General features: G+C 58.8%; 35 protein-coding genes and 1 pseudogene. 30 read left to right on the top strand and 6 right to left on the bottom strand.

Annotated elements, in window-relative coordinates; all coding sequences use genetic code 11:
* Positions 1–68 precede the first annotated feature (68 nt).
* The 9 genes from V3224_RS14555 (at position 69) to V3224_RS14525 (ending at position 4,724) form a co-directional block, all read left to right on the top strand.
* Positions 69–497, top strand: coding sequence for a Mor transcription activator family protein (locus V3224_RS14555; protein WP_334467895.1), 429 nt, complete (start codon positions 69–71; stop codon positions 495–497).
* 125 nt (positions 498–622) lie between these two features.
* Positions 623–1,129 (top strand): lysozyme, encoded by a 507-nt coding sequence (locus V3224_RS14550; RefSeq protein ID WP_334467897.1) that lies wholly within the window; start codon positions 623–625, stop codon positions 1,127–1,129.
* The gene (locus tag V3224_RS14545; protein WP_334471359.1) at positions 1,126–1,494 is read left to right on the top strand and encodes a hypothetical protein; all 369 of its coding nucleotides are present in this window, start codon (positions 1,126–1,128) and stop codon (positions 1,492–1,494) included. Before V3224_RS14550 ends, V3224_RS14545 begins: the two co-directional genes overlap by 4 nt.
* A complete protein-coding gene (lysC, locus tag V3224_RS30050) occupies positions 1,403–1,663 on the top strand; it encodes an Rz1-like lysis system protein LysC (RefSeq protein ID WP_442889989.1) in 261 nt (86 codons plus the stop codon). Before V3224_RS14545 ends, lysC begins: the two co-directional genes overlap by 92 nt.
* A gap of 3 nt (positions 1,664–1,666) precedes the next feature.
* Positions 1,667–1,837 carry a TraR/DksA family transcriptional regulator gene (locus V3224_RS30045; RefSeq protein ID WP_442889627.1) on the top strand — a complete coding sequence of 57 codons (171 nt, stop codon included), beginning with the start codon at positions 1,667–1,669 and terminating at the stop codon, positions 1,835–1,837.
* Positions 1,827–2,135, top strand: coding sequence for a DUF2730 family protein (locus V3224_RS14540; protein ID WP_334467899.1), 309 nt, complete (start codon positions 1,827–1,829; stop codon positions 2,133–2,135). Before V3224_RS30045 ends, V3224_RS14540 begins: the two co-directional genes overlap by 11 nt.
* A complete protein-coding gene (locus tag V3224_RS14535; RefSeq protein WP_010618208.1) occupies positions 2,132–2,422 on the top strand; it encodes a VpaChn25_0724 family phage protein in 291 nt (96 codons plus the stop codon). The genes V3224_RS14540 and V3224_RS14535 overlap by 4 nt, the downstream gene beginning before the upstream one ends.
* 10 nt (positions 2,423–2,432) lie before the next feature.
* Positions 2,433–3,017: a DUF3486 family protein gene (locus V3224_RS14530; protein WP_334467901.1), complete on the top strand. Its 585-nt coding sequence runs from the start codon at positions 2,433–2,435 to the stop codon at positions 3,015–3,017.
* Between the two features lie 39 nt (positions 3,018–3,056).
* Entirely contained in the window at positions 3,057–4,724 is a 1,668-nt protein-coding gene (locus V3224_RS14525; protein WP_334471357.1) for a hypothetical protein, read from the top strand.
* Positions 4,725–4,743: 19 nt separating this feature from the next.
* Here the strand turns inward: V3224_RS14525 and V3224_RS30040 are convergent, their stop codons facing one another.
* A complete protein-coding gene (locus V3224_RS30040) occupies positions 4,744–4,893 on the bottom strand; it encodes a hypothetical protein (RefSeq protein ID WP_442889630.1) in 150 nt (49 codons plus the stop codon).
* On the opposite strand from V3224_RS30040, the gene V3224_RS14520 reads away from it, so the two are divergent.
* Positions 4,892–6,265: a DUF935 domain-containing protein gene (locus V3224_RS14520; protein WP_442889632.1), complete on the top strand. Its 1,374-nt coding sequence runs from the start codon at positions 4,892–4,894 to the stop codon at positions 6,263–6,265. The genes V3224_RS30040 and V3224_RS14520 overlap by 2 nt on opposite strands.
* Positions 6,249–7,580 (top strand): phage minor head protein, encoded by a 1,332-nt coding sequence (locus tag V3224_RS14515; protein ID WP_334467906.1) that lies wholly within the window; start codon positions 6,249–6,251, stop codon positions 7,578–7,580. Before V3224_RS14520 ends, V3224_RS14515 begins: the two co-directional genes overlap by 17 nt.
* On the opposite strand, the pseudogene V3224_RS14510 reads toward V3224_RS14515, so the two are convergent.
* Positions 7,580–7,664: pseudogene (locus V3224_RS14510) on the bottom strand. The gene V3224_RS14515 and the pseudogene V3224_RS14510 sit on opposite strands and share 1 nt — an antisense overlap.
* A 41-nt stretch (positions 7,665–7,705) precedes the next feature.
* On the opposite strand from V3224_RS14510, the gene V3224_RS14505 reads away from it, so the two are divergent.
* Positions 7,706–8,182: a phage virion morphogenesis protein gene (locus tag V3224_RS14505; RefSeq protein ID WP_334467908.1), complete on the top strand. Its 477-nt coding sequence runs from the start codon at positions 7,706–7,708 to the stop codon at positions 8,180–8,182.
* Between the two features lie 104 nt (positions 8,183–8,286).
* Here the strand turns inward: V3224_RS14505 and V3224_RS14500 are convergent, their stop codons facing one another.
* Complete coding sequence (locus tag V3224_RS14500) at positions 8,287–8,421, bottom strand: hypothetical protein (RefSeq protein ID WP_334467910.1); 135 nt, start codon at positions 8,419–8,421, stop codon at positions 8,287–8,289.
* On the opposite strand from V3224_RS14500, the gene V3224_RS14495 reads away from it, so the two are divergent.
* Genes V3224_RS14495 through V3224_RS14440 form a run of 12 tightly spaced genes read left to right on the top strand, consistent with a single transcriptional unit; the run spans position 8,420 to position 18,882 of the window.
* Positions 8,420–9,568: a phage protease gene (locus V3224_RS14495; RefSeq protein WP_334467911.1), complete on the top strand. Its 1,149-nt coding sequence runs from the start codon at positions 8,420–8,422 to the stop codon at positions 9,566–9,568. The genes V3224_RS14500 and V3224_RS14495 overlap by 2 nt on opposite strands.
* Positions 9,568–10,515, top strand: a complete 948-nt coding sequence (locus V3224_RS14490; protein ID WP_334467912.1) for a Mu-like prophage major head subunit gpT family protein — start codon at positions 9,568–9,570, stop codon at positions 10,513–10,515. Before V3224_RS14495 ends, V3224_RS14490 begins: the two co-directional genes overlap by 1 nt.
* Positions 10,516–10,562: 47 nt before the next feature.
* Positions 10,563–10,979: a gp436 family protein gene (locus V3224_RS14485; RefSeq protein ID WP_334467914.1), complete on the top strand. Its 417-nt coding sequence runs from the start codon at positions 10,563–10,565 to the stop codon at positions 10,977–10,979.
* Positions 10,979–11,521 (top strand): phage protein Gp37, encoded by a 543-nt coding sequence (locus tag V3224_RS14480; RefSeq protein ID WP_334471355.1) that lies wholly within the window; start codon positions 10,979–10,981, stop codon positions 11,519–11,521. The genes V3224_RS14485 and V3224_RS14480 overlap by 1 nt, the downstream gene beginning before the upstream one ends.
* Positions 11,421–11,786: a DUF2635 domain-containing protein gene (locus V3224_RS14475; RefSeq protein ID WP_334469522.1), complete on the top strand. Its 366-nt coding sequence runs from the start codon at positions 11,421–11,423 to the stop codon at positions 11,784–11,786. Before V3224_RS14480 ends, V3224_RS14475 begins: the two co-directional genes overlap by 101 nt.
* Positions 11,783–13,288 carry a phage tail sheath subtilisin-like domain-containing protein gene (locus tag V3224_RS14470; protein WP_334467917.1) on the top strand — a complete coding sequence of 502 codons (1,506 nt, stop codon included), beginning with the start codon at positions 11,783–11,785 and terminating at the stop codon, positions 13,286–13,288. Before V3224_RS14475 ends, V3224_RS14470 begins: the two co-directional genes overlap by 4 nt.
* Positions 13,289–13,297: 9 nt before the next feature.
* On the top strand, positions 13,298–13,663 hold the full coding sequence (locus V3224_RS14465; RefSeq protein ID WP_334467919.1) for a phage tail tube protein: 366 nt from the start codon (positions 13,298–13,300) through the stop codon (positions 13,661–13,663).
* Positions 13,664–13,672: 9 nt separating this feature from the next.
* Positions 13,673–14,134 (top strand): hypothetical protein, encoded by a 462-nt coding sequence (locus V3224_RS14460; protein WP_334467921.1) that lies wholly within the window; start codon positions 13,673–13,675, stop codon positions 14,132–14,134.
* Positions 14,112–14,255 (top strand): hypothetical protein, encoded by a 144-nt coding sequence (locus V3224_RS14455; RefSeq protein WP_334467923.1) that lies wholly within the window; start codon positions 14,112–14,114, stop codon positions 14,253–14,255. Before V3224_RS14460 ends, V3224_RS14455 begins: the two co-directional genes overlap by 23 nt.
* Positions 14,256–14,258: 3 nt before the next feature.
* A complete protein-coding gene (locus V3224_RS14450) occupies positions 14,259–16,415 on the top strand; it encodes a tape measure protein (RefSeq protein WP_334469520.1) in 2,157 nt (718 codons plus the stop codon).
* 9 nt (positions 16,416–16,424) lie between these two features.
* Positions 16,425–17,774, top strand: a complete 1,350-nt coding sequence (locus tag V3224_RS14445; RefSeq protein WP_334469518.1) for a DNA circularization protein — start codon at positions 16,425–16,427, stop codon at positions 17,772–17,774.
* Positions 17,767–18,882, top strand: coding sequence for a phage baseplate assembly protein (locus tag V3224_RS14440; protein WP_334469516.1), 1,116 nt, complete (start codon positions 17,767–17,769; stop codon positions 18,880–18,882). The genes V3224_RS14445 and V3224_RS14440 overlap by 8 nt, the downstream gene beginning before the upstream one ends.
* Here the strand turns inward: V3224_RS14440 and V3224_RS14435 are convergent.
* Complete coding sequence (locus tag V3224_RS14435) at positions 18,854–19,051, bottom strand: hypothetical protein (protein WP_334470380.1); 198 nt, start codon at positions 19,049–19,051, stop codon at positions 18,854–18,856. The genes V3224_RS14440 and V3224_RS14435 overlap by 29 nt on opposite strands.
* On the opposite strand from V3224_RS14435, the gene V3224_RS14430 reads away from it, so the two are divergent.
* The 5 genes from V3224_RS14430 to V3224_RS14410 are packed head-to-tail and all read left to right on the top strand — an operon-like array spanning position 18,971 to position 22,831.
* Positions 18,971–19,480: a phage baseplate assembly protein V gene (locus V3224_RS14430; protein WP_334470336.1), complete on the top strand. Its 510-nt coding sequence runs from the start codon at positions 18,971–18,973 to the stop codon at positions 19,478–19,480. The two genes, V3224_RS14435 and V3224_RS14430, sit on opposite strands and share 81 nt — an antisense overlap.
* Positions 19,477–19,914 (top strand): phage GP46 family protein, encoded by a 438-nt coding sequence (locus tag V3224_RS14425; protein WP_334469514.1) that lies wholly within the window; start codon positions 19,477–19,479, stop codon positions 19,912–19,914. Before V3224_RS14430 ends, V3224_RS14425 begins: the two co-directional genes overlap by 4 nt.
* Positions 19,915–20,994 (top strand): baseplate J/gp47 family protein, encoded by a 1,080-nt coding sequence (locus V3224_RS14420; RefSeq protein ID WP_334469513.1) that lies wholly within the window; start codon positions 19,915–19,917, stop codon positions 20,992–20,994.
* The gene (locus tag V3224_RS14415) at positions 20,985–21,536 is read left to right on the top strand and encodes a YmfQ family protein (RefSeq protein WP_334470560.1); all 552 of its coding nucleotides are present in this window, start codon (positions 20,985–20,987) and stop codon (positions 21,534–21,536) included. The genes V3224_RS14420 and V3224_RS14415 overlap by 10 nt, the downstream gene beginning before the upstream one ends.
* Positions 21,536–22,831: a phage tail protein gene (locus tag V3224_RS14410; protein WP_334471353.1), complete on the top strand. Its 1,296-nt coding sequence runs from the start codon at positions 21,536–21,538 to the stop codon at positions 22,829–22,831. Before V3224_RS14415 ends, V3224_RS14410 begins: the two co-directional genes overlap by 1 nt.
* A 10-nt stretch (positions 22,832–22,841) precedes the next feature.
* Here V3224_RS14410 and V3224_RS14405 read toward each other — a convergent pair whose 3' ends face one another.
* On the bottom strand, positions 22,842–23,432 hold the full coding sequence (locus tag V3224_RS14405) for a tail fiber protein (protein WP_334469890.1): 591 nt from the start codon (positions 23,430–23,432) through the stop codon (positions 22,842–22,844).
* Positions 23,433–23,773: 341 nt separating this feature from the next.
* A complete protein-coding gene (locus tag V3224_RS14400; RefSeq protein ID WP_334470981.1) occupies positions 23,774–24,646 on the bottom strand; it encodes an IS982 family transposase in 873 nt (290 codons plus the stop codon).
* A gap of 426 nt (positions 24,647–25,072) precedes the next feature.
* On the opposite strand from V3224_RS14400, the gene feoA reads away from it, so the two are divergent.
* Positions 25,073–25,309: a ferrous iron transporter A gene (gene feoA, locus V3224_RS14395; protein WP_334471351.1), complete on the top strand. Its 237-nt coding sequence runs from the start codon at positions 25,073–25,075 to the stop codon at positions 25,307–25,309.
* Positions 25,310–25,336 lie beyond the last annotated feature (27 nt).

Genomic DNA, 25,336 nt, shown 5'->3' with positions numbered 1-25,336 from the left:
GCTTTAGGGTTATGGGATAATATATTGTATAATAACATTATTACTCAACTCACCTGATGAGGTAGACGATGAAGATACAACAAGCAGATTTACTCGCCGATGATACCCAGCTGCATGCGTTAATTGACCGAATAGACACGGTGGATGAGGAAACCTTACAGCCTCAGTGGCCACAATTACTCGCCGCGTTGGTGGATGTGATGGATAATGAACTGCAACGCCAGGGATTTACCGCCCCCCAATCTCGCCCTCTGGCGCGTAAAATGGCGGCGGCCCTGGCCGCGTATGCGGGTGGGCGTAACTATTATTTGCCCAAAGGCGACAGTCTGCTTACGGCGTTACGCGACGATGAAATTTTCCACCGCTGGCAGCAGGGCACACCGATTGAAACGCTACGCAAGGCATACCGGCTCGGCCAGATACAGATTTATAAAGTGATTGCCACCCAGCGCCAGCGCTATGTCAAGCGTACCCAACCCGCCCTGTTTGCCGACTAACCCCTGCTAACGTATCCGAACAATCGACTGGCCCCCAGGGGACGGATTGTTAACGGAGCGTAATCCCCCGCCTTATCACGCAACGCTTACCCTGTGACCAGGAATCCCTGTATCAAGGTATCGCTATGCCGCCGTTGCCCGACCCGTTACGTAAAAAACTCCTCGCCGTCTCCGGTGCCGGTCTGTTGACTATTGCCGCCTGCTATACCGCGTTCTGGGAAGGTCACGCCCTCCAGCCCTATGCCGACAGCGGCGGGGTGCTGACGGTGTGCTACGGCCATACCGGTAGCGATATCACCCCCGAGACGACCCAAACGCCGGCGCAATGTGAGGCCCTGCTGGCGGCGGATATGCGCCAGGCTTTCGCTGTGATTGACCAGCAGGTCACCGTACCGCTGTCAGACGGGCAGCGCGTGGCGCTCGCGGCGTTTATTCACAATGTCGGGTCGGGGGCCTTTGCGCGCTCGACCCTGCTAAAGCGCCTGAATGCCGGCGATATCCCGGCGGCCTGCGATGAGTTTCGTCGCTGGGTTAAGGTGAAGGGCGTCACGCTGAACGGTCTGGTCAATCGCCGCGCCGCCGATGAATGGCTGTGTCGGCATGGACTGCCTGACCCCGAGGCGACGCTGTGAACACGTTACTTAAAACGGGGCTGACGCTGTGCCTGCTGGCGTTATTACTCGCTACTGCCGGCTGGCTCTGGCAACGTGAACGCCTGCGGGAAACCGCGCTGCACGACTTGCGCCAGGAGCGGGACGAAGCCTGGCAGGCACTGGCAGAGCAACGCCAAATACAGCAGGTATTTCATACCTTGGAGCAGACCGTCACGCATGAAAAACAACACCTGCGCGGAGAAAGCGAAAAGGACCGCCAACAGGTGCGCCAGCGGTTATCGTGGGTCAATTGTGCCCGTGAGCCTGTGCCTGGCCCTGTGGCTGACCGGGTGCGCCGCGCCGCCCGTGAAAGTGGTGACGTTGCCGCCGGTACCGCTCCCTGAAGGCTTACTGGCGGCCTGTCCGGCTCCGCTACCACCGGAGCCGTTGACCTTTGGGGCCAGCGTGGACTATTCCCTGCAACTGCTGGCCGTGATTAAACAGTGTAATGCCGACAAGGCCGCGTTGCGCCAGGCCGAGCATTACCGACAAGAGCAACCCCATGATGAGTAAACGATGGAAACGATAACCCCCTCAATACCGGACAACGGACGGACCCGAACCCCGCCCGCGCGTTATTGCGCCGCGTGCCGGGTTCCGATAGACCCGGCAAGGCTGGCCGTGATGCCCCAGGCGCGCTGCTGTGTGGCCTGCCAGGCACGACGGGAGCGGCGGCGTGTGGGTTAACGTGCTTAAAGACTCTATTGCCCCGGCGCTCTCTGCTGCCAGCACCGCAGGGGCGCTGTTTATGTGGCTGATGCGCCGCTCCTTTGCCGGACGCGAGCAGGTCGAGCGCCTTAACGCCCGTCTGCTGACGGTAGAAACCCAGCTGGGTAATGCGCCGTCGGCACAGACAGTGCATGCCCTGAAAGTGGAAATCACCGAGCTGCGCGGCGATTTGAAAGAAACCCGCGCCAGCTTGCAGGCGGTGACGCATCAGCTAGAGTTACTGGTGGAAAAAGCCCTTTACCGGAGTGACGGATGATTGACGATATTTTGACGCAAGACCAACGCCTGGTGATAGTGCGTTCACTGAATGAGTATCACGGCGAATTAAATGAATCGGTGTTGCAGGACTGCCTCGACGCCTACGGTCATAAGGTGTCGCGCGACCGGGTGCGCGTGTTACTGGCCTGGCTGGCGGAGCAGGACCTGTTGCGGCTTGATACCTTGCCCGGGGGTTATCTAGTGGCCCATCTGAGCGGGCGCGGGCAGGAGGTCGCCGAGGGTCGCGCAACCGTGCCGGGCGTGAAGAAGCCACGTCGGCGCTAGGGAGGTCGCGATGGAAGAAAACCTCACGCGCGGGCGCGCCAGTAAGGTGGATTTATTACCGGCGGATATTCGTCAACGCCTGTTTGCCCTGCTGCGAGAAAAACGCATTACCCAGTTACAGATTGTGGACGAGATTAACCGCCTGATTGATGCCGCAGGCCTCCCGGTCGAGCAACAACTGTCCCGCTCAGGGGTGAACCGGCTGGCAACGCAAAACGAGCGCGTGGCGCGGGATTTACGCGAGCTGCGTGAGCAGACCCGCGCCCTGACCGCTGAACTGGGCGAAAAACCCACCGGCGAAACCTCGCGGCTGATTATGGAGATGGCGCGCTCCCTGCTGTTCAAGGGCATCCGCAAGCACCAGATTGCCAGCCAGGATAACGACGAGATTGATATTGATTTTCTCAAAGAAGCCATGCTGGCCGCCCAGCGCCTGGAGCGCACGGCAGAGATGAGCCACAAGCGCGAGGCACAAATCCGCCAGGCTTATGCTGAGGAAGCGGCGAATGCCGTCAGTGAAGCGCTCCGTGGACAAGAGGGCATGAGTCACCAGATGGAAAGCAAAATCCGCGACATTTTGCTGGGTAAGGCCTAATGCATTTTTTAACGGTTTGATTTTTAATGGAAACAGACAATGCGAACCGCTGAACAACCGGCCCCGATGCACCGATTGACCGACCCGCGCAAAATTGACCTGCGCGAGGCCACCCGCGCCTGCGGCGTCGATGTGCCCGAATCACTGGCGTTACCCGAAAATGAACCGGTGTTTTTGCCTTATCAACAACGCTGGTTCCTCGACGACAGCCCGGTGTGCATTGCCGAAAAATCCCGCCGTACCGGCCTGACCTGGGCCGAGGCCGGGCGCAACGTCATCACCGCCAGCAAGTCGCGGCGCGATGGCGGACGCAACGTGTTTTACGTCGGCAGCAAGAAGGAGATGGCGCTGGAATATATTGCCGCCTGCGCGCTGTTTGCCCGCGCCTTTAACCAGCTGGCCCAGGCCGATGTTTACGAGTCCACTTTCTGGGACAGCGAGAAACACGAGGAAATTCTCCAGTACATGATCCGCTTTCCGCACAGCGGCTTTAAAATTCAGGCGTTAAGCGCTCGCCCGTCCAACCTCCGTGGCTTGCAGGGCGACGTGGTGATTGACGAGGCGGCGTTCCATGAATCCCTTGAAGAGCTGCTCAAGGCGGCGCTGGCGCTCAACATGTGGGGCGCGCGGGTGCGGTTGATTTCCACCCATAACGGGGTCGATAACCCGTTTAATGCCTACATTCAGGACGCCCGCGAAGGGCGCAAGGATTACAGCCTGCACCGCATCACGCTCGATGAGGCGATTGGCGAGGGACTGTATCGCCGTATCTGCACGGTCACCGGGCAGGTGTGGTCGCCTGACGCCGAAAAATCGTGGCGCGATAACCTGTATAAAAATGCCCCCAATCGCGAATGTGCCGAGGAGGAATACGGCTGTGTGCCGCGCAAGTCGGGCGGTGCCTATCTTGCCCGCCCGCTGATTGAGGCGGCGATGGCCCCGACAGGCCGTGTCCCCCTGCTGCGCTTTGAGGCCCCGGCGGTATTTGAACTGTGGAGCGCCGCGCAGCGTGAAGCTGAAGTGGAGGCCTGGTGTCAGGCGCACCTCGAGGCGGTGCTGACGACCCTTGCGCCGGACTGTCGTTACTGTTTCGGCGAGGACTTTGCTCGCAAGGGCGATCTGTCGGTGTTTGTGGTACTGGCCATCGCCCCGGATTTAAGCAAGCGCGAGGCGCTGCGCGTCGAGCTGCGCAACGTCACCTATGACCAGCAAAAGCAGATAATGCTCACCATCCTGACCCGGCTGCCGCGTCTGGTGGGGGCCGCCTTTGACGCCACCGGCAACGGCGGCTATCTGGCCGAAGCCGCCCGGCTGCATTTCGGCCCGGACATGGTGGATTGCGTCACGCTCTCGGCAAAATGGTATGCCGAATGGATGCCCAAACTGAAAGGTGAGCTGGAAGCGCAAAACCTGACCCTGGCCCGCCATCAGTCCACGCTGGATGATTTGCTGCATATCAAGGTAGTGAACGGGATACCGCAAATTGACAAGGGCCGCAGCAAGGATACGCCGTCAGGCGTTCAGGGCGCGCGCCGTCACGGCGACTATGCGGTGGCGCTCTGTATGGCCAACCGCGCCGCCGCGCTGGACGGTTTTGTGCTGGATGAGGCGGCCTGTCAGGCATTGCCAGCCCGTATCCGGGCGATGGAGTATGCCGATGAGGTCGGCGATGACGATGATAACGCTGATGAGCGAGGATGCTGGTAATGAAAAGGCTTGTAGATATTCAGGGACAGCCGCGGGTGTTTTCACCGGACAGCCAGACGGCAAAGACCGATATTCCCCAGGTGGCCAGCCGTGCGCCAGAACATCCGGCGTCCGGTATCACCCCTAACCGTGCCGCACGCTGTTTGCGGGCGGCAGAGCACGGTGACATGACCGCTCTGGTGGATTTGGCCGCCGATCTGGAAGAAAAAGATACCCATCTGTTTTCTGAACTCAGCAAGCGCCGCCTGGCGCTGCACAGTGTGGAATGGCGTATTCAGCCGCCGGATAACCCCAACGCCCAGGAGAAAGCCCAGGCAGTGGCGCTGGAAGCGCGGCTCACCGATGCGCCCTGGTTTGACAATGCGCTGTTTGACGCCACCGACGCCCTTCTCAAAGGCTATGCGATGCAGGAAATTATCTGGGGTCCCCGGCGCGGCGGCGAATTTTTCCCGCGCGCTGTCCACTGGCGCGATCCGGCGTTGTTCTGCGTCAATCCCGACGACTACCGCGAGCTGCGGCTGCGCGATGGCAGCTATGCCGGACAGGTGTTACAGCCGTTTGGCTGGATTTGCCATGAGGCCAAGGCCAAAACCGGCTACCCCGGCACCCAGGGGCTGGTGCGCACGCTGATTTGGCCGTTTATCTTCAAGAATTACAGCGTGCGGGATTTCGCCGAGTTTCTGGAGATTTACGGACTACCGTTGCGGGTGGGGAAATACCCCAGCGGCGCGAGTGCCGAGCAGAAAAGCGCCCTGATGCGGGCGGTGATGGATATTGGCCGCCGGGCCGGGGGGATTATTCCCGCCGGCATGAGCCTGGAGTTTGAGGCCGCCGCTAACGGTCAGTCTGACCCGTTTATGGCGATGATTGCCTGGGGAGAGCGCGCGATATCTAAAGCGATCCTCGGCGGGACACTGACCTCAGAGGCGGGCGATAAAGGCGCGCGCTCGCTGGGCGAGGTGCACAATGCGGTGCGCAAGGAGATCCGCAACGCCGATTTACGCCAGCTGTCACGGACCTTTAACCGTGATCTCATTTATCCGCTGCTGGCACTGAACAGCCCGGTCCCGCTTGACCCGCGGCGACTCCCCCGCCTGGTGTTTGATACGCTGGAATGTGAGGATATGGCCAGCTTTGCCGAGGCTATTCCCAAACTGGCGACCGGCATGGCGATACCGGTTTCCTGGATCTACGATAAGCTGCGCATTCCAGTGCCGGATGGCAATGAGGCGGTGTTTACCGTCTCGTCACCACCGGCAGTGGCGCAAACGGCGCTATCCGCGACCCTCACACCGGCAGCGCCGATAAGCGACGCGCTGGACGCGGTGCAGACAGCACTTGACGCCCCGGGATTGAACGCCAGTGCCGACCCGCTACTGGCACCGGTGATAGCCGCTATCCGTGAGCAGGGGCCAGAGGCGGCGCTGGAGCAGGCGGCGATTCTTTACCCCGAGATGGACGACCGCGCGCTGATTGAACTGCTGACCCGCGCCACCTTTGCACTGGAAGTCTGGGGGCGTCTCGATGCCACAACCGATTGATTTGGGCGTCGTCGCCCGCCTGCCGCCAAAAGAGGCCATCGCCTACTTCCGCGCCAAGGGGTATCACATCACCTGGAACTGGTTTGAGCAACAGGCGGACGTTCATGCCCGGATATTTACCGTCGCCAAGGCGGCGCGGCTGGACGTCCTGAGTGCGATCCGTGACGAGGTGGATAGAGCAAAATCACAGGGAATATCCCGGCAGGATTTTATCGACACGCTGACGCCCCGGCTGCAAACGCTCGGATGGTGGGGGAAGCAGGTCGTGGTCGACAGCCAGGGCAAGGCCGAAGTCGTACAACTGGGCAGCGCCCGCCGTCTGGCGACGATATATAACGTCAATACCCGCGTCGCCTATAATGCCGGGCGCTATGCACAGATGATGGCCACCGCAGACCTGTATCCCTACTGGCAGTATGTCGCCGTCGGGGATAGCCGCACCCGGCCCTCGCATGCCGCCCTGCATGGCAAGGTCTTTCGTTACGATCACCCCTTCTGGCAAAGTCATTACCCGCCCAACGGGTTTAACTGCCGCTGCCGGGTACGCGCCTTGTCAAAACGCCGACTCGATGCGTTGGGCCTGCACGTTACGGAAGAGGCCGGTCAGCTACACACGCATGAGGCAGCGGCGGGTGTCGATAAGCGTAGTGGGGAAATCGTCACCAGCCCCGTGACCACCTTTGATGATGGCAAGGTAAAAATGACGCCGGATGTGGGTTGGTCCTATCACCCCGGCGCGGCGGCGTTCGGTGTTGACCAGACCATGATCCGCAAACTCCTTGAGGTCAAAGACGCGGCGCTGCGTGAAGCCGTGGTGCAGGATCTGAACAACAGCCCGGTGCGTCAGTTGAGTTTTTCGCTGTGGGCCACGCGCATTATGCAAAGCCGGCGTGCCGGCAACGGCATTCACACGCTGGGCTTTTTGCCGGAAGCCATTGCCCGTGCGGTACAGGCACGCACGGGGCAAGCACCGGCCCGTCTGCTGGCAATGAGCGAAAAAAACCTGTTGCATGCCGACAGTGACAAGCACCCTAAAACCGGGGTGGCATTGTTGCCCGAGGATGTGGCCGCACTTCCTGGCTTGTTGGCAAAGCCTCAAGCTGTACTCTGGGATAAGGCTCACCAAAACCTGCTTTTTCTTGTGCCAGGAAAAGCGGGGCTGGCACGTATTGTGGTTAATGCGTCTTATGGCGTTAAGAAACACCCGGATACCCTGGATGTGGTGATCAATGCTTATCGCATTCTCAACCTCAATAAAGTGAAATCTGATTTGGCCGGTGGCAAGCTAGAACTGCTGGCAGGAACGTTAGACTAAACCGGTGGCAGGGATCGAACCTGCATACATGTTATGCCCCATTGCTGGGACTGACATCGACTTTACCATTAAGCGTACACCGGTCTATTGGCTGTATTTTAACCGACCCCCATACGGAGGGCAAGATGTCACAGACTGAATTAACCGCAGTGATTGATCGCCAGCGCCTGCAAACCCTGTTTGCTGAACTGCAACGCGTTGGCGAAGACGGCAAGGCGATCACCCGTATCGTTGCCGCCAGCCTCCTTTCGGCCACTGAGCAGGCGTTTGAACGCGAACGCGCGCCGGATACCGGGGCAGCTTGGGCACCCTTGAGCGATCCGTATCGCCGCTGGCGTGAGCGGCACGGCTATAGCCCGATCAAGGTGTTAACCCGTGAGGGCGATATGGCGCGCTCGGTGAGCATCGACTGGGGGGATAGCTGGGCGCGTATCGGGGCCAATGCGCCGCAGGCGGCCATCCATCAGTGGGGCGGCAAACCGGGGATGCGTCCGGGGCCGGCAGCCATCCCGGCCCGTCCGTTTATGGGACTGGATCCGACCGGCGAGCGGGATATCCTTGACGCCCTGGCGCAACGCCTGTCCAACGCCCTGCACCCATAAACGCCAGTGCGCCCCACCACGCGATGATGACGGAGAAGGTATACCTTGCATCAAAAAAATCTTTTGAACGCGCTACGGCGTTTTTGAAGGGGTTTTGAACGGGGTTATTCAGGCGATCGCCCGCCGTTGTCAGTGCCCATTGAAATCTGCCCCCCTGCCAACGTAAAACTGGCCCCCTCTTTGATTGTTAATGTAGCGTAATCCCACCGTCCGCACTCAGGCTGCCACACTGCCGGCATGACGACAAAACCCCCTGTTCCCAAGATAGCCTATGCGGTGCTCAACGCCGCGACGCTCTCGCCCTTTGATCATGACGGCTGGTGTCAGGTGATGCCCGCCGGCCATGTCCGGGCGCGTGACGGTCGCCCCGAGACGCCCGCCGAAGGCTGGCTGATTAACGAAGCCGCGTTTAACCGCATGGTGGCGCGGGTGGTGGCACTCAATCAGCCTGTCAAAATCGATTATAACCACCAGACGCTGTTTAAACAGGAAGCGGCCCCGGCAGCCGGCTTTGTTCCGGCTACCCCGGCACGTTTTCGCTGGGACGACAACACCGGGGTCTGGGTCAAGCCGGAGTGGAACCCGCCGGCGCTTGAGCGCCTAAAAAACAATGAATTTCCCTATTTTTCGCCGGTGATGGGCTATGACGCGCGCAGCGGCGAACCCCTGGAGCTAAGAATGTTAGCCATTACCGGCGATCCGGGTCTGACGGGCCTGCGCCCGGTGGCCGCTCTGAGCGCCGAAGATATCTACCAGGCGTTAACTGTTCCCCCTTCCTCCCCTAAGGAGCCTGCAATGAATCCATCGTTAACAGCGCTGCTGGCCGCGCTGGGCCTGACGGTGCCGGAGGGCGGCGAGCTGACCGATGAGGTCGCCACCGCCGCCCTGTCTGCCGTGACCACGCTAAAAAGCCAGGCGGACAAGGCTACCGCGCTGGAAACCACTATGGCGGCCCTGTCCGCTGACCTGAACGCCCTGAAAACCCAGGCACCGACGGCGGCCGTGGATTTACGCCGCTATGTCCCGGTCGAGACCTATAACGCGGTGCGTGAGCAGGTGGTGTCACTGTCCGCCGACCTGGGAAAAACCACCCTGGCGCAGACGCTGGACCAGGCCGAGCAGGACGGGCGGATATTGAAATCCGAGCGCCCCTACCTGGAAACACTCGGCGACCAGATGGGTGTGACGGCGCTGTCGGCGCAGCTAGCGACGCGCCAGCCGATAGCCGCCCTGACCCGGGTGCAGACCGAAACCCTGACGCTGCCGCCCGAAAACCGTGAAAAAACCGCCACCGTCGCCCTGTCGGCGGAAGAGTTACAGGCCGCGCGCGTGCTGGGGATGACCCCGGCGGCGTTCCAGAAAATCAAGACCGAGGACGCACTATAATGCCAACCCCCATTACCCCGTCGCAAATCACTGCCCTGATGACCGGCTTTCGCAAAGAGTTTCAGAACGGGCTGGCGATGGCCCCGTCTCACTATCAGCAGGTGGCGACCAGCGTGCCCTCGACGTCAAAATCCAATACCTACGGCTGGCTGGGGCAGTTTCCCGCGTTCCGTGAGTGGGTCGGTGCACGCAGTATCCAGCAGATGAAAGTCTATGGTTACACCATCAACAACAAGACCTATGAAGGTACGGTGGCCATTACCCGCGATGATTTCGAGGATGACAATCTGGGCGTGTATACCCCGCTGTTTCAGGAAATGGGGCGCGCTGCCGCCGCACAACCGGACGAACTGGTGTTTACCGCCTTGCGCGACGGCAATAAAACCGACTGCTACGACGGTAAACCTTTTTTTGATAGCGAGCATCCGGTCTATCCCAAGGTCGACGGCACCGGCACCGCCAAAAAGGTCGCCAACCAGTTGATTGAAAAAACCGGCACCGGGGCAACAGAAAAAGACTACGAGGGGGCGGTATGGTATCTGCTGGACTGCTCACGGGCGCTTAAACCGCTGATTTTCCAGAACCGCCGCCCGCCGGAGTTACTCGCCCTGACCAAGGTCGATGAGGGGCGCGCGTTTACCGATAACGAATTTGTCTTTGGTGCCTCCGCCCGGCGCAATGTGGGCTACGGCTTCTGGCAGATGGCTTACCGCATGCAGGCGTCACTGACGCTGGATAACCTCTGGAAAGGCTGGAGCGCCATGCGCGGCTTTAGTGCCGATGGCGGTCGCAAGCTGGGTATTCGCCCGACCCATCTGGTGGTGCCGGTGGAGCTGGAAAAAACCGCCACCCAGTTACTGGAGCGGGAATTACTGGCCGAGGGCAGCACCACGGTCTCTAACGAAATGAAAGGCAAGCTGACACTGTTGGTGGCGGATGCGCTCTAAACGCCCTTTAAACCGGGTTTTAACGGTCATTAACGGAGAGTCAGGGGATGTATGCCAGTGAGCAGGATTTACGCGCCCGCTATAGCGCCCCGTTGATAGAAAAACTGGTCGACGGGCGCGGCGATGAGGCGGCAGCCCGGCAGAAAGTGGACCAGGCGCTCAGCGATGCCAGCGCCCTGATGGACAGCTTTATCGCGGCCCGTTACGCGCTGCCGCTCTCGGTGGTGCCGTCGGTGCTGAAACAGCATGCCTGCACCCTGGCGTTTTACTACCTGAATGACGAGCGGGCCACTGAGCAAACCCGCCAGCGTTACCAGGATGCGCTGCGCTGGCTGGAGGCGGTGAAAAAGGGTGAACTGCCGCTCGGGGTGGATAACGATAACCAGGCTCCCGACAGTGCCGACCTGCCGCAGATGCAGGCCGAGGCGTCGGTGTTCGGGCGCAGGCAGAAGGGGTTTATCTGATGATTGTCTCCACCGAAAACGCCTTGCTGGCGCGACTACATGAGGTATTTGGCAACACGTTGCGTGATATCGCCACCCATCCCGGCGACTGGAGCGAGGCGGGGCTGCGTGATGTGCTACTTACACCGCCCTCGGTATATCTGGTGTGGCTGGGAGCGCAGGCGGGTCAAGTGAAAGGGGTGATTGACAGCCGTTTTGTTTTTTACGTGGTGGCCGAGGTTATCAATGGTGCCGAGGGAGACCGCCCCGGCCTCTACCAGATAGTGACGCGGCTGATAGCGGGCTTGTCGGGTTTTCGTCCCGGTCATGCCGGACCGATGCGTTTTGAAGAAGGGCGCAACCTGTACACCGAGCAACAGGGGCAACATGGCGTGGTGCTGTATGGCACTTATTTCACCTGCGAGGAGCCGGTGCCGCCTTTGCTTCAGGATGACGGTGTGGATGCGTACCTGCGCCATTATCAAACCTTTACCCAGACGGACGGCAGCCCGCCGTTCGCCGCCCCTATCACCCTGCGCGGAGAGAACAACGACCATGAATGACACCGATAACGCTTTGATGCGCTTCCCTAACCCGCATGACTTACCGATGATTTTTGTGGTGCCGGCCCCGGAGCGTGCGGTGCGTGAACCGAATTCCCTGCGGATGTTACCGGATACGGGGGCCTGGGTGCCGCGCAATGCTTTCTGGCTAACACGCCTGCTGCGTTTCAAGGATGTGCTGGAAATCCCGCCCCCATCCAAACCGGCGGCCACCCGGCAAACGTCAGCCCCTGCCGCCTTGAGTAAACAGGAGTCGCCTTCATGACCATAAGCTTTAATGAAATCAGCGCCGGGGTTCGCCTACCGCTGACGCATATTGAGATTGATAATTCGCAGGCCGTCACCGGTACCCCGACCACGCTGACCCAGGTGCTGATGTTGGGTCAGGCCGCCATCAAGGACGGCAAGGTCGACGGCAGCGGCGCAGTAGACACGCCGGTCCGCATCACCCGCGCCGATCATGCCGCGACACTCTGGGGCCAGGGATCGATGCTGGCGGCGATGGTGAGGGAATTTTTAACCGATAACCCGGATGCGGTGTTAACCGTGATGGCGCAGGGTAACGGGGCGGGCAAGGCCGATGCCGGCAGCCTGACCTTATCGGGCACAGCACAACAGGCCGGGGTACTGAATGTCTATCTCGGCGGTGTGCGGGTGCGCGTGACGGTGGAGAAAGGCCAGCAGGGTAAGACGGTCGGTGATGCGTTGGCGACAGCGATTAATACCCTGCCGTCGCTGCCGGTGACCGCGGTGTCTGCCGCCCCGGGGGGTGAAAATGTCACTGCCGATCAAACGGTGGTGACCCTGACGGCACGGTTTATTTCCGACTATTCGGCGCAGGATATCCGCCTGAATTATTACGATGGCGAGATAACGCCGCCCGGACTGGCAGTGACACTTGCCGCGCCCGCTGCACGGGCGACGAACCCTGATTTGGCCAACAGTATTGCCGCGCTGGGGGATACCCAGTATCACCATATTGTCATGCCCTGGCTCGATGCGGCTAATCTGAAATTATTGAGTGAAGCGCTGCGCGATCGCTGGGGACCGACCAAAATGTCTGACGGCATCGCCTGGGCGGCCCATACCGGCAGTCTGGGGGAAATCACCCAGTTCGGTAAGACGCGCAATGATTTTCTGCTGACCTGTAGCGGCATTCAGCGCGCCCCCGAGCCGGGCTATCTGTGGGCGGCCACCCTGTGCGCCATTGGCGCAAAACATTTAAGTCTTGATCCGGCGCGCCCGCTGCAAAGCCTGCGCCTGCCGCGACGGCTGGCGCCGGCATTGTCTGACCGGCTGCGCCCCAATGAGCGTAACCAGCTGCTGTATGACGGCATCGCTACCGTGACCGTGGGGGCCGACGATGGGGTGCAGATTGAGCGGCAGATAACCACCTATCGTACCAACGCCTATGGCGATCCGGATCCGTCTTACCTCGATGTGAATACCGTGGCGACGCTGTCTTATCTGCGCTATTCCACCGGGGTACGCATCACCCAGCGCTTTCCGCGCCATAAGCTGGCCGATGACGGTACGCCGGTGGCACCGGGGCAGGCGATGGTGACGCCGGCCATTATCCGCACCCAGTTACTGGCGCTGGCGATAGAGTGGCTGGAGGCGGGGCTGATTGAGAACTTCGAGCGCTTCCGCGACAGCCTGATTGTCGAGCGCAACAAAAACGACCGCAACCGGGTAGACGTACTGTGCAGGCCGGATGTGGTCAACCAGTTCCGCATTTTCGCAGAACAAATTCAGTTCATTTTGTAAGGGGGTACGATGGCATTTGGCAAACTGCAATACCAGGGCAAGGCCATTGTCCGGGTTAACGGGCAGGAATACCCGACCCTGACGGGGGCCACCTTTACCCCGTCCGGGGAAAAACGCGAGGAAGTGACCGGCGCACGCGTTTATGGCTACAAATCGACACCTCGCGCCGCCACGCTGGAATGCAAATTCCCGGCGCGGGGTGATCTGAGTGTGGACGTCATCAACGGCTGGCACGATGTCACGCTGGAGTTTGCCGCCGATTCCGGCGAAACGCACATGATGACCAACGCCTGGAGCAACGGGGAAGAATCCCTGACGGACGCGGGCGAAATTTCCGCCAAATTTACCGCCATTCGCAGCCAGCGTGTGGCGTAAGGAGCAAGCATGACCCACAGCATGGAAACCCTGGCGGCGGCCCACGAGGTTGAAGGGGTGTCGCCGGATATCGCCAGTGTCGCCGACGAACTGGCGCGCGGGCAACTGACCCTGGTTGACGGTCTGGTCACCGGCAGCGGTGATGATGAACAGCGCCATACGGACGTCACCCTGCGGCCATTAACCGGCAAGGACATTATTGATGCCGAATTGGCCGCCGAGCGGGTGGTGCAGACGGCTAACGGCTCAGAGTTAGTGCGTTCGCCAGCGATGGTGGAGTTTGAGCTGCTGCGCCGCCAGGTCGCCCGGCTGGGCAACCTCAACGGCCCATTGTCGCTGCTGCAACTGAAAAGCCTGTCGGCGCGGGATATTGAACGCCTTATCATCGCCCAGCGTCTGGGCGGCAGCGCGCTGGCCGGCCAGCTGGCGGCTGATGCGGGGCGACTGGATGCAGTGTCGGGAAAAAATTGAGGAAGCGGCGCTGATGCTCGCAACCGTTACCAAATCGGGCATGGACTGGGCGCTTTCCCTGCCGTTAATCCGGCTCTACCGGCACTGCCAGCAAGCCACCCATTTATTACAGCGTGAGTAACCGATGGCAGAAAAAAAAGTCAAAGCCGCCGTCATTGTTGACCTGCTGGGCACCCTGCCCCGGCAGGCGCGGCTGTTCGGTCAAAGTCTGGTCGGCATGGGGCGGCAAGGCGGCGCATCCCTGCACGGTCTCGGTCTGCGGGCGAATAGCCTGGGAAGTCAGCTTGACCGGCTGGGCCATCAGGGCCAGCGCACCTTTAGCGGTCTGCGCCTGGGGCTGGCGTCGGTGTCATCCGGTTTTGACCATCTGGAGACGCGCGCCAAGGCGGCCTATGGCGGCGTAGCACGCCTTTACGGGCTGCTGGCCGGGGGCGCGGCACTGGTTGGCCTGAAAAAAGCCTTTATCGACCCGGCGGCGGCAATGGAAAACTACACCATTCGCCTGAACGCGCAGAATAACAAGAACAAGGGACAGACCGACGACGATATTCAGTGGGCGACGAAAAACGCCAAAGACACCACCTGGGGCTTGCAGGGCGTCATTCAGGAGTACACGACCAGCCGTGAATTTGGCATGAACCGAGAGCAGGCGAGGCTTTTTGTCGCCATGCTGGAAGACCAGGGCGCGCGGCACGGCTGGACGCTGCCGGAAGCGCAAGGTGCCTCCCTTCAGCTTAAGCAGATGTTTTCCCGCAAAAGCATTCAAGCGCAGGATGCGAACCTGTTAACCGGCTATGGCGTTGATGTTTACAGCATCCTTGGCCGGGCGCTGGGAAAAACACGTCCTGAAATGCAGGCTCGCGGGGAAAAAGGCTTGCTGGGGCCTGAGTCTATTCGCTTGCTGTTTCAGGCGATGCGGGCAGAGGCCAAAGGGGCGCAGAAAGACGCGATGAACTCGTGGACGGGACTCACTTCCCAGCTGGGTGATGTCTGGCAGCAGTTCGCCGTCAAGGTAATGAATCAAGGGCCGTTTAAACGGCTTAAAACCGAGTTAAAAGACTTTCTGGATGTTGCCGGCGAGGCGCAGGAAAGCGGTTTGCAGGACCAATGGGCCAACCGGCTGGCCAGCCGTTTTAACGGGGTATTCGACAGTGCCCGACGGGGCGTCACGCTGTTTAAAAATGGCCTGAGCCGGGTCAATGCTGAATTGATGGCGCTACGCCAGGCCGGTTACGGCGACACCCTCGACACTATCGGCAAATATGCCGCTAACACCGCCAAAGCCATGCTGGCGATTTACGTCGCCTCGAAACTGGCCCGTGTCGGCATGGCGATAGCCCGTCCCGCCTGGGGGCTGGCCAGTGCGCCGGTGCGTTACCCGTGGCGGGCTTATCGATGGTGGCGTGGGCGCGGCAAAAATGCCCCGGCGGGTTTGCCTGGCCCGGCACCGTTTGCGATGGGCGGCGGACTGGGTGCGCCGGTGAGCGTGTTTGTCACCAACTGGCCGGCGGGCGGCGTCGGGGGAGGCAGTGAGACTTATGTCGATGGCAGCGGACGCACCCGCCGTAAAGGCTCGCGCCTGCGTCCGGGCCGTCCAGCGGCCCCGGTGCCGCGCTCCCGTCTGGGGCGGGCGGCCTCCGCCGTCTCAGGCTTCTTTGGCGGCCTGGTCAATCGTGCAGGCACCCTGCTTGGCAGCGTGCCGGGTGTGGCTCGTGCAGGCCGGTTTATGGCCTCCATTGGCCGCCGCGCCGGCGGCTGGTTGAGTCAGGTGGGCGAGCGGGCCAGCGGCCTGTTCGGCGGCGCAATGCAGACACTGTCGGGCGCGACCGGCTGGCTGAGTAATAAGGCCGGCGCACTCGGTCGCGGTGCCCTGCGGTTTGGCAGTCGGCTCGGCGGCCCGTTACTCACGGCTTTGTCGGTTGCCCCTACGCTGCTCGATAAAGACGCGACAGCCGAAGATAAAGGCGGCGCACTGGGGTCGGCAACCGGGGCGACGGCGGGCGGACTCGTCGGCGCTATCGGCGGCCCGATTGGCGCGGTGGCCGGCTCGATGCTGGGTAGCGTACTCGGCGAAAAACTCGGCGGCTGGCTGGGCGATATCTACGCCCGGTGGGACAAGCAGGACGAGCAACAGGCAATACCGCAGGCAGTGAAAGCCCAGGCCGACATGCGTATCGCCCTGGCCCCGGGCCTGGTGCTGCAAAACAGCGCCGTCACCGACAGCAACGCCTTTGGCTTACAGCTCGATGTGTATAACGGCGACAACTACCGTATTTATTGAGGTGCGCAGATGAAAAGTACCGGTCAGGGCCGCTTTCGCGGCGTGCCTTTCTGGGTTTACAAAGAGCAGCGCAGTCGCGGCGGTCGCCGGGTGGTGCGGCGTGATTACCCGCTGCGCGAACACGGCGGGGCAGACGATTTAGGAAAAAAACTGCCTGAGCACACCTTCACCCTGTCACTGACCGGCGATGATGTGCAGGCGCAGCGGGTACGGCTGACGCAGGCGCTGAATGCGCCGGGACCGGGCGAGGTGTTGCACCCTGACTGGGGTACGCTGTCGGTGCTGGTTGAACATTTTGAAAGCCGCTACAGCGTCGATAACCAGCGTCTGGTGGAGTTTACCGTCACGGTGGTGCCGGTGGCCGATGAGACCGCCCCTGCGGTGGCGCAAGATACGGCTGGGGTGGTCAATCGCCAGGGCGACAGCACACTGGCCGCACTCTTTTCAACGCTGGCTGATGGCTGGCAGGCCTCGCTGCATGACGCGCAGGCGTTGATGGATACCGTTAGCGAGCAGGCCAACACGCTGGAAAGCGCCCTCACGGGTCTGGGGCTGCTGGCCGATATGCAGAGCTTTAGTGCCTCGTTTACCGCCCTGCGCGGCAATATCCAGGGGCTTATCAGCACCCCCGACCGCCTGGCGCTGGCCTTCAAGGGCATTTTTCAGGGCATACAGCGCCTGCCGGCTTACCCCCAACCTGAGCAGATAAAAAACCGGGCACGCGCGCCGGTCTCCCCGCAGCCCGGCGCTCTCCAACACCAGATAGTCCAGCTGGCCGACCGGCTGGACAGCGCTTTGGTCCGTCAGGATCGCCTGCGCGATAGGCAGGGGCTGCAACCTGCCACCCGCGCCACGCTGCAACTGCTGCACAATACGCTGCGCCTGGCGGTGGCGGTGGTGCAGGTACAGATGTTGTCGTCCCTGCTTACCGCCAGTCTGGCCGCGGTCGGCCAAAACGCACCGGCGCAGGTGTTGCCACACACGGTCTCGCCCGCCCCGCTGCCGCTCAGTGACAGCGCCAGCGTCTGGCTGGAAAGTACGCCGGATGTGGTGCGCGTCAGCCAGCAGGTCGCGCGCCGACTGGATGCGTGTGCCCTGACCAGCTCGGCGCTGGGCTATCAGAGCCTGGCCTTGCAGGTGCGGGCGTTAAGCCGCGCCTTTGTGGCGGATTTATCCCATCGCGGCGTGGCGTTACCCGGCCTGATCCAGGCCGCAGTGACAATCACCGAGCCGGCGCTGGTGACCCTGTACCGCATCACCGGCGATGCGCGTGACACGGCGCGCTTTATTCGTCGCAACCGGCTGCGTCATCCGCTGTTTGTGCCGGGGGGCGAGCGCGTGGAGGTGCTCGGTGGCTGAGGTGGCGTTGCGCATCGACAACCGGATTTTCACCCACTGGCTCTCGGTCAGTATTACCCGCGGGCTGTCGCGTCTGGCCGGGGATTTTACCCTCGGGATCATGATGCCCGGCCAGGCGTTGCCCGACAGCCTGCGCGCCGGCGGAACGCTCGCGCTGACCCTTGACGGGCAACCGGTCATCACCGGCTACCTGGACAGCGTATCGCACAAGATGGCGGCCGACGCGGCACAGGTGACGATAAAGGGCCGGGATAAAACCGGCGATCTGGTGGACTGTTCGGCGGTCTATCCGGGCGGGCAATGGCGTCAGCGCACCCTGCAACAGATTGCGCAAGACCTGTGCAGCCCTTTTGGCATTGCGGTGCGCTGGGCGGTGTCTGACCCCGAGGCCGCCAAACCCTTTACCTCCTTTACCCTTGAACTGTCTGAAAGCGTAGCGGATGTGCTGAGCCGGGCGGCGCGTTACCGGGGGGTTTTGGTGACCAGTGATGCCGATGGCGATCTGGTGTTTACCCAGGCGGCGAACACCGCCACTGACACCCTGCGTCTGGGTGAAAATCTGTTGTCCGCCGAGTACACCGAGGACTGGCGCGACCGCCACAGTCAGTATCGGGTTAAAGGCCACGGCGGCGGCGGTGGGCACGCCGGCGACGCCAACACCAACGCACTGCGCGCTGCCCCCAAGGGAGAAAGCGACGACCCCGCGATGGGGCGTTACCGCCCCAAAGTGATTCTGGCTGACAGCACACTGACCCCCGCCACCGCACGGGCGCGCGCCCTGCGGGAAAGTCGACGGGCATTGGCCCAGTCAGAACGCTTTACCACCGTGGTCAAGGGCTGGCGGCGCGAAAGCGGTGAACTGTGGCAGACCAATCGGCTGACCCGCGTCATTGCGCCGCGTCTGTCGATGGTCAGCCGTGACCTGTTGATTAGCCAGGTGCAGTTTGATCTCGATGCGGACCAGGGGGAACGCACAACGTTAACACTGGCCCCGCGCGAGGCGTTTATTGTGCCGGCGGAGGCCGAGCGTCAGGCGGGCGGTACTGACGGCGGCGTCGACGGTCTGGTGCGGGCCTGGCTTAACCAGGGGAATAAACTCGATGAGTAATATCGCACTGCAACGGCTGCTTGCCCCGGTGATACGCGGGATCCGGCTGTTGTTTGGGCGTGGCGTTCTGACCGGGGTCAATGACAGCCTGAAAGCGCAAAACGTCCAGTTGACGGCGCTGGACGGCGAAACCTTCGATGAGGTCGAGCGCCCGCAGCAATACGGGCATATCAGCGTGCCGTTGCCGGGGGCTGAGGTGGTGTTTGCCTGCCTGGGCGGCAGTCGTGACCAGGCGACCGTGCTAGTGGTAGAAGACCGCCGTTATCGACCCACCGGACTGCCCGCCGGGGATAGCGGCCTGTATCACTATGAGGGGCATCGTCTGCGTCTGACCCGGGACGGGCGCTGCATCATCACCTGTAAAACACTGGAAGTGGTCGCCGAGCAGGAGGCGGTGTTTAACACTCCGACAGCGCGCTTTACCGGTGATGTGGAAATAGCAAAGAGCGTGAGCGTGAAACAGAACATCACGATTGAGGGCAGTGCTGAATCTAAAGGCACCTTAACCGCACCGGAAGCCGTTATCGGCGGTGTCAAACAGAGTGCTCACCGCCATCAGGAAAATGGCCGGGGCAGTCTGACCGGGGGGCCGCAATGAGCGACGCGGCGCTACGCTGGATGAATGGCGAGGGGATGCTGGTACAAGAGGGCGCGGATTTACTCGCCGACGACAGCCTGACGACCACGGTGCTGCTGTGCCTGTTTACCGACCGGCGTGCCGAGGTCTCCGACTGTTTGCCGGATGGCGGCCATGACCGGCGCGGATGGTGGGCGGACAGTTACCGCGACCGCCCGGTTGGCGCGCGGCTGTGGCTGCTGTCACGGGAAAAGGCGCTGCCTGCGGTATTGGCGCGGGCGGAAGCCTACGCCCATGAGGCGCTGCGTGGCCTGCTGGACGCCGGGATGATAAGCCAGTTGCATTGCCAGGCGAGTGCGCCGCTGCCGGGCTGGCTGCGACTGACCGTGCGCCTGACGCTCAAGGACGGCAGTGCGCGCCCGTTTACCTTTAAAGCCCGTTTGGAGGGGATGTAAATGCCGTATCAGATACCCACGCTCGGCGAGCTTATCAGCCAGACGCAGCAGGATGTGGCGCAACGCCTGCCGGGCGCGCTACCGGCCCAGGACAGTCTGCTGGGTGCCATGGCGATGGCGCAGGCCGGGCTGTCGGCGCTGGAGCATGAGCACCTGGGCTGGATAGCCCGGCAAATCATTCCGAGCGACGCCGACGAAAGCGAACTGCTCAAACACTGTGCGTTCTGGGGCGTGGTGCGCAAACAGGCCGCACGGGCCAGCGGCCCGGTCAGGCTGTCGCTGTATGATGCCGCCAGTGTGCCGGTCGGCACACGTTTGCAACGGGCTGACGGCGCGCTTTACCGCCTGACAGACGCCGCCGAGGGCAAGGCCGGCAGCGTAACGGTCAACGTTGAGGCCGACCAGCCGGGGCTGGCGGGTGACTGCGGTGCGGGACAGTCCCTCGGTTTTGTGACCCCGGTTGCCGGGGTGGCCCAGCAGGCGCTGACGGAAGCACCGGGTATTCGGGGCGGCGCTGACCGCGAGCGCGTGGAGGAATTGCTGTCGCGCCTGCTGTATCGGGTGCAGTTTCCGCCGGGCGGCGGCACGCGCTGGGATTACGAACGCTGGGCGCGCGAGGTGCCGGGCGTCACGCGTAGCTGGTGTCTGCCCACCTGGAACGGGGCGGGCACGGTGGGCGTGACCTTCGTGATGGACCATCACCCAGATATCTTCCCCGGCCCGACCGATATTGCGCGGGTGACCGACTATCTCGCGCGCCACCGGGACCCGGCCACCGGCGAGTGGGTCGGCCAACCGGAGGGGCCGACGGTGACGGTGTTTGCGCCAGGGGCAAAAAAGGTCGATATCACGCTGCGTATCGCCCCCAATACCCCGGATAACCAGGCCCGTATCCGCGAGGCGCTCAGGCAACTGTTTTACACCGCGGCCAAACCAGGCGAAACCCTGTTGCCTTCGGCATTCTGGCGTGTGCTGTCCGGGATAAGCGGGCTGGATGATTACGCCCTGAAAAACCCGCTGACGCCGGTCAGTAGCGGAAAAACCGAGCTACTGGTGATGGGGGATATCACATGGCTTTAAAAGCACACCAGCGCGCACTGCTGCAACTGCTGCCTAATGGCCTGGCCTGGAACAAAGCGCCGGATACGCTGCTGGCGTCGCTGGCCGACGGCCTGGCCCGCAGCACAGCACGCGTCACCGAACGCGCCGAGCAATTGTTGGCCGAGCGTTTTCCGCTGACCGCCACACGGTTGCTGGCTGACTGGGAGCGTTTTTTAGGGCTACCGGACTGTGATATCGGCGACGATGCCGGTATCGATGAGCGCCAGCGCTATGCGGCCAACAAACTGCGCATGAAACCGAGCCTCAACCGGCAGTTTTACATTGACCTGGCGCGGTCTTACGGCTTTACGGTGAACATGAGCACCTTACCGGATAATCAGTGGGTCACGATGGTGACGATTGAGACCGACGTGGACTATCGCCCGATGCATGTGCTTGACCCGATCACCACGCCGCTGCGTATTTATTATGCAGGAATACTGGAATGCCTGTTAAACCGCTATAAGCCGGCGCATCAGGACTTTCGCTATGTGTATGCTGACAAAAAGGAGAAAGGCTAATGTATTTTTTAGATAACAACAGCGGCATTGCCACCATGCCGCCGCTGAAAGAAACCCAGAGCACCACGCCGTTATGGTTTACCGAGGGCGACGGCCACAAGGGCATCAGCTGGCCGGGGGAAGACTGGTTCAATATCCAGCAAGCTGAACAACTGGCCTTGCTGGACGCCGCGGGCATCCGCCCGGATAAGGGCAAGTTAAATCAGCTGACGCTGGCTATCCGGGCGATTATCGGTCAGGAGGCGTTACTGAAAACCCAGGCATTGACGGAGATTGCGGCAGCGGGTAAGACGGCGCAGGAAAAGGCCCGCACGCATCTGGGGCTGGGCAAACTGGCGACCCAGGACGGTATTCAGGAAGCCACGGTGCACCGCAAAGGGATTGTGCAGTTAAACAGTTCCCCTCGCAGCGCGGACGACACTACCGCCGCGACACCCAAGGCGGTCAATGACCGGGTGAATGCGGTTGTTGATAAAGCGCCGTCCGATTTAGATACGCTGAACAAGCTGGCCCAGGCCATCAGCAATAACCCCAAATTTGCTGAAAACGTCATGCAACTGTTGAGTCAAAAACTGGCAAAAAATGAGAATGGGGCGGACATCCTGGACAAAAATCAATTTATAAAAAACCTTGGTTTAACGGAAACGGTAGATTGTGCAAAAAATGCACTGGATAAACGAACGGGTGGTAGCGTCAATGGCAACCTCCATGTGACCCAATCTGTGCATATCGGCGATAACGATTCAGGATTACGGGCTAATGGCGATGGCAACGTGGCATTTTATGCTAATAATGCAAAAGTAGCTTCCTGGAATAATGATCGATTGCATTGGTTAAAGAGTGTAGAAATTGATGGAACCATCAATACTCATAGCAATTTGCATATCTCATGGGGCGGCAGAACCGCGGTTTATCAAGAAAATGGTGATGTAACTGGCCCTATTTGGGGCGGGGCGTTAAGCAGCTGGCTTAATATGCAGATTAACAATCGAGGAGCAAAAAATACAGCTCACCTCGCTACGAATGGATGGTGGAAATGTGGTGACAGCGGCCTTATCAGACAATGGGGCATCACACCACCACTCAATGCCGGACAGATTTATACGGTATCTTTACCTTGTCCCGTCCCTCATGCCATTTTCTCGGCAAACGCGACGGTAAAATACAAAGGTATTGCTCCCGAGGGCAATTTAGGTACTTATGTCGAAATAGTCGGAAAATCGTTAATTATCAGTGCAGATTATACCAGAACAGGGATTAAAGCGCCGAGAACATGGCAGCTGGTTTGCTACTAACTCAACATTATCAGGCCGCCCTGACAATGTAGTTAAACGCGACATTTCGCGGGCGGGTTTCGCTACCGCCTGCATTAGACGTTGTTTTGTCAATGAATAGAAAAGAATCATTATCTCCATCCGTAGCACGTGAACCTGTATCTGCATTATACCCTACAGGCATTTTTTCTTTATTGTTTGCGTGGCCTAGTGGACCATCATCTTCAACATAATACCTGTCCCGATAACCATGAGCGTGGCTCTCGAGTGATGCAGTTTCAGACGATAAAACCTTACGCCTAGGATTCACGCCTCGCCCAGCATCCCAGCCACGAATAAACTCACCACGTAAATCAGGGAGTTTTCCTGATGGATAGGCGAGTGCTAAAAGCGGGTATTTTTTCTTATCGAATGGCTCACCGTTGCAGATAAACCAACCGGTCGGCGCTCTTTCAGCAGGCCAAGGCAGGGGAATACCTACCGGGATTTCGACACGCAATACTTCGGGTGTAACAGCATGAACATCTGTGGCAGTTAGCTGCACATCCTGAGTGAGAGTTTTGCCGTTAATTTTACGCTGATTGGGTGTGGCATTTTTAGCCAGATTTACCGTTTCTAACAAACCAAGGTTTTTTGTAAAAAAGGATTTCGCCTGTTTCCTGACAAAATAAGCCTAAATGATGGCTTGATGAGGAAAATGCACGGCAAAAAACACTGTATTTACCGTTCAAATTTTAGCCAAAATGCCGATTTAGGGCTAAAATCGAGGTTTTGATTAAATTTTAATCCATTTTGGGGTGTTTTATGTACAGCAAAATCTCACTACTGAACTCTTGTCGGATAACATAAAACATCAGCGATATAGACGATCAATAAAGTGTTATCGATCGTCAAAACAGATCAATTACAGTGGCTTAACTACATTCACAATACTTAACCTGAGTTCGGGATAAGCATAATCAATTATGCTTGAAGATACGTACCTGCAACAGGTATCTTTGGTTTAGATGGCATTAAACAATATGCAACCAGTCCGCCTAATAAATTCACTACAAAATTAGCCGGAGAGCGATGTCGCGTATGCTCTATTTGACAAAGATTTTTTAACTCATCAAATACCGTTTCAATGACAGAACGATGACGCAAGATGGCTTTGTCGAAACAAGTCTGTTTAATAGGCTTCATTTTCTTCTTGATATTCGTTATAAGGTTAATTCCCATCGTTTTGAGTTGCTGTTTCAGTGAAGCCGATAAATACCCTTTATCTGCGTACAAACAACCAGAAAGATCCTTTGTCAGCTCAGGCAATGGTTTCCGATCATCGGTGTTTCCTGGTGTGAGTCGAAAACTGAGTATTTCCCCCAAATGATTGATAATTATATGAAGCTTGAAACCAAAGAACCAACCTGTTGAATTTTTTCCCCGTTCAGCTATCCCATTGAAGACTTTATGCCTGCGGATCCGTAAGTTATCACACACTGCTATCGGAGTAGAATCGGCAACCGATAGCCCCGTGCATTTTCCCTTAATTGACTCAAACAGTGCCGTTAACGCTAAGGCACTACGCGGAAGTAACTCTACACAGCGTGAATAGGATGGCAAGTTAGGAAATTCCTTCCGGAGATATAAGCGGACATAATAGAGATAAAATACCTTGAATTGCCTGAATCGGAGTTGATGAAACAACACAACCAGTGTCATCATTTCCGCCAACGAAAGCTGAGTAGACCGTCTACGACGCTTAGTACCGTTAGTCAGCAAATATTCATGCATTTTTGGCTCGAAGTCTTTGCAAAAATCATCCATCAGGCAATAAAGTTCAGTAAGATTTTCCATAATTGTTTAACAATGCTCTACTCTTTAACCAGACTGTTAGAGTATTTTAACAAAACAGGCTCATTCAACTATTTGAATATCAAGACTTTCTCTTTATTTCTTATCCCGAACTCAGGTTAAAATATTTACCTCGATACCGCAGTTAGTATCAAATAACTTTCCTTTGTGTGTTTTTTGAGCGTATCAAATATTTTGCCTTTCGGTATCAAATGATTTGCCGCGCTATACAATACTTCACTCTCTAGAGAACTATTGATCAATATCAATTGCTGTCATTTAAAAAAAGCGCTAAATTAATTCGAGTAGCATACAATGATGATTATCATTATTAATATGAGAATGATAATATTTTTCATTAATTTTACTATTCGTCTGGTACCCATTTGCGGTATCTTTGTTTTTTTTCGCTCTAGAGTGGAAGTGTCTATGTCAATTCTTCATAATCATCTATACAAAATTGTCGGATTTTCAGCAGAAATAAATCCAGCTTACCGTCAAAAGTTACTTTCTTTAGGTCTGTTACCTGGATCTTTTTTTAACGTTATTCGTATAGCGCCGCTTGGTGATCCTATTCAAATCGAAACTCGCCGTATGAATTTGATCTTAAGAAAAAAAGATCTTGCGTTATTAAATTTGGACGATGCCGGCAACCAAGCGGTATAAAAATATTTTTTATGATAACTAAATAGC

Source organism: Arsenophonus sp. PmNCSU2021_1 (assembly GCF_036919435.1).
Taxonomy (GTDB): domain Bacteria; phylum Pseudomonadota; class Gammaproteobacteria; order Enterobacterales; family Enterobacteriaceae; genus Arsenophonus; species Arsenophonus nilaparvatae.
Note: the sequence above shows the minus strand (reverse complement) of the source record. Positions and strands in the feature narration are given on the sequence as shown.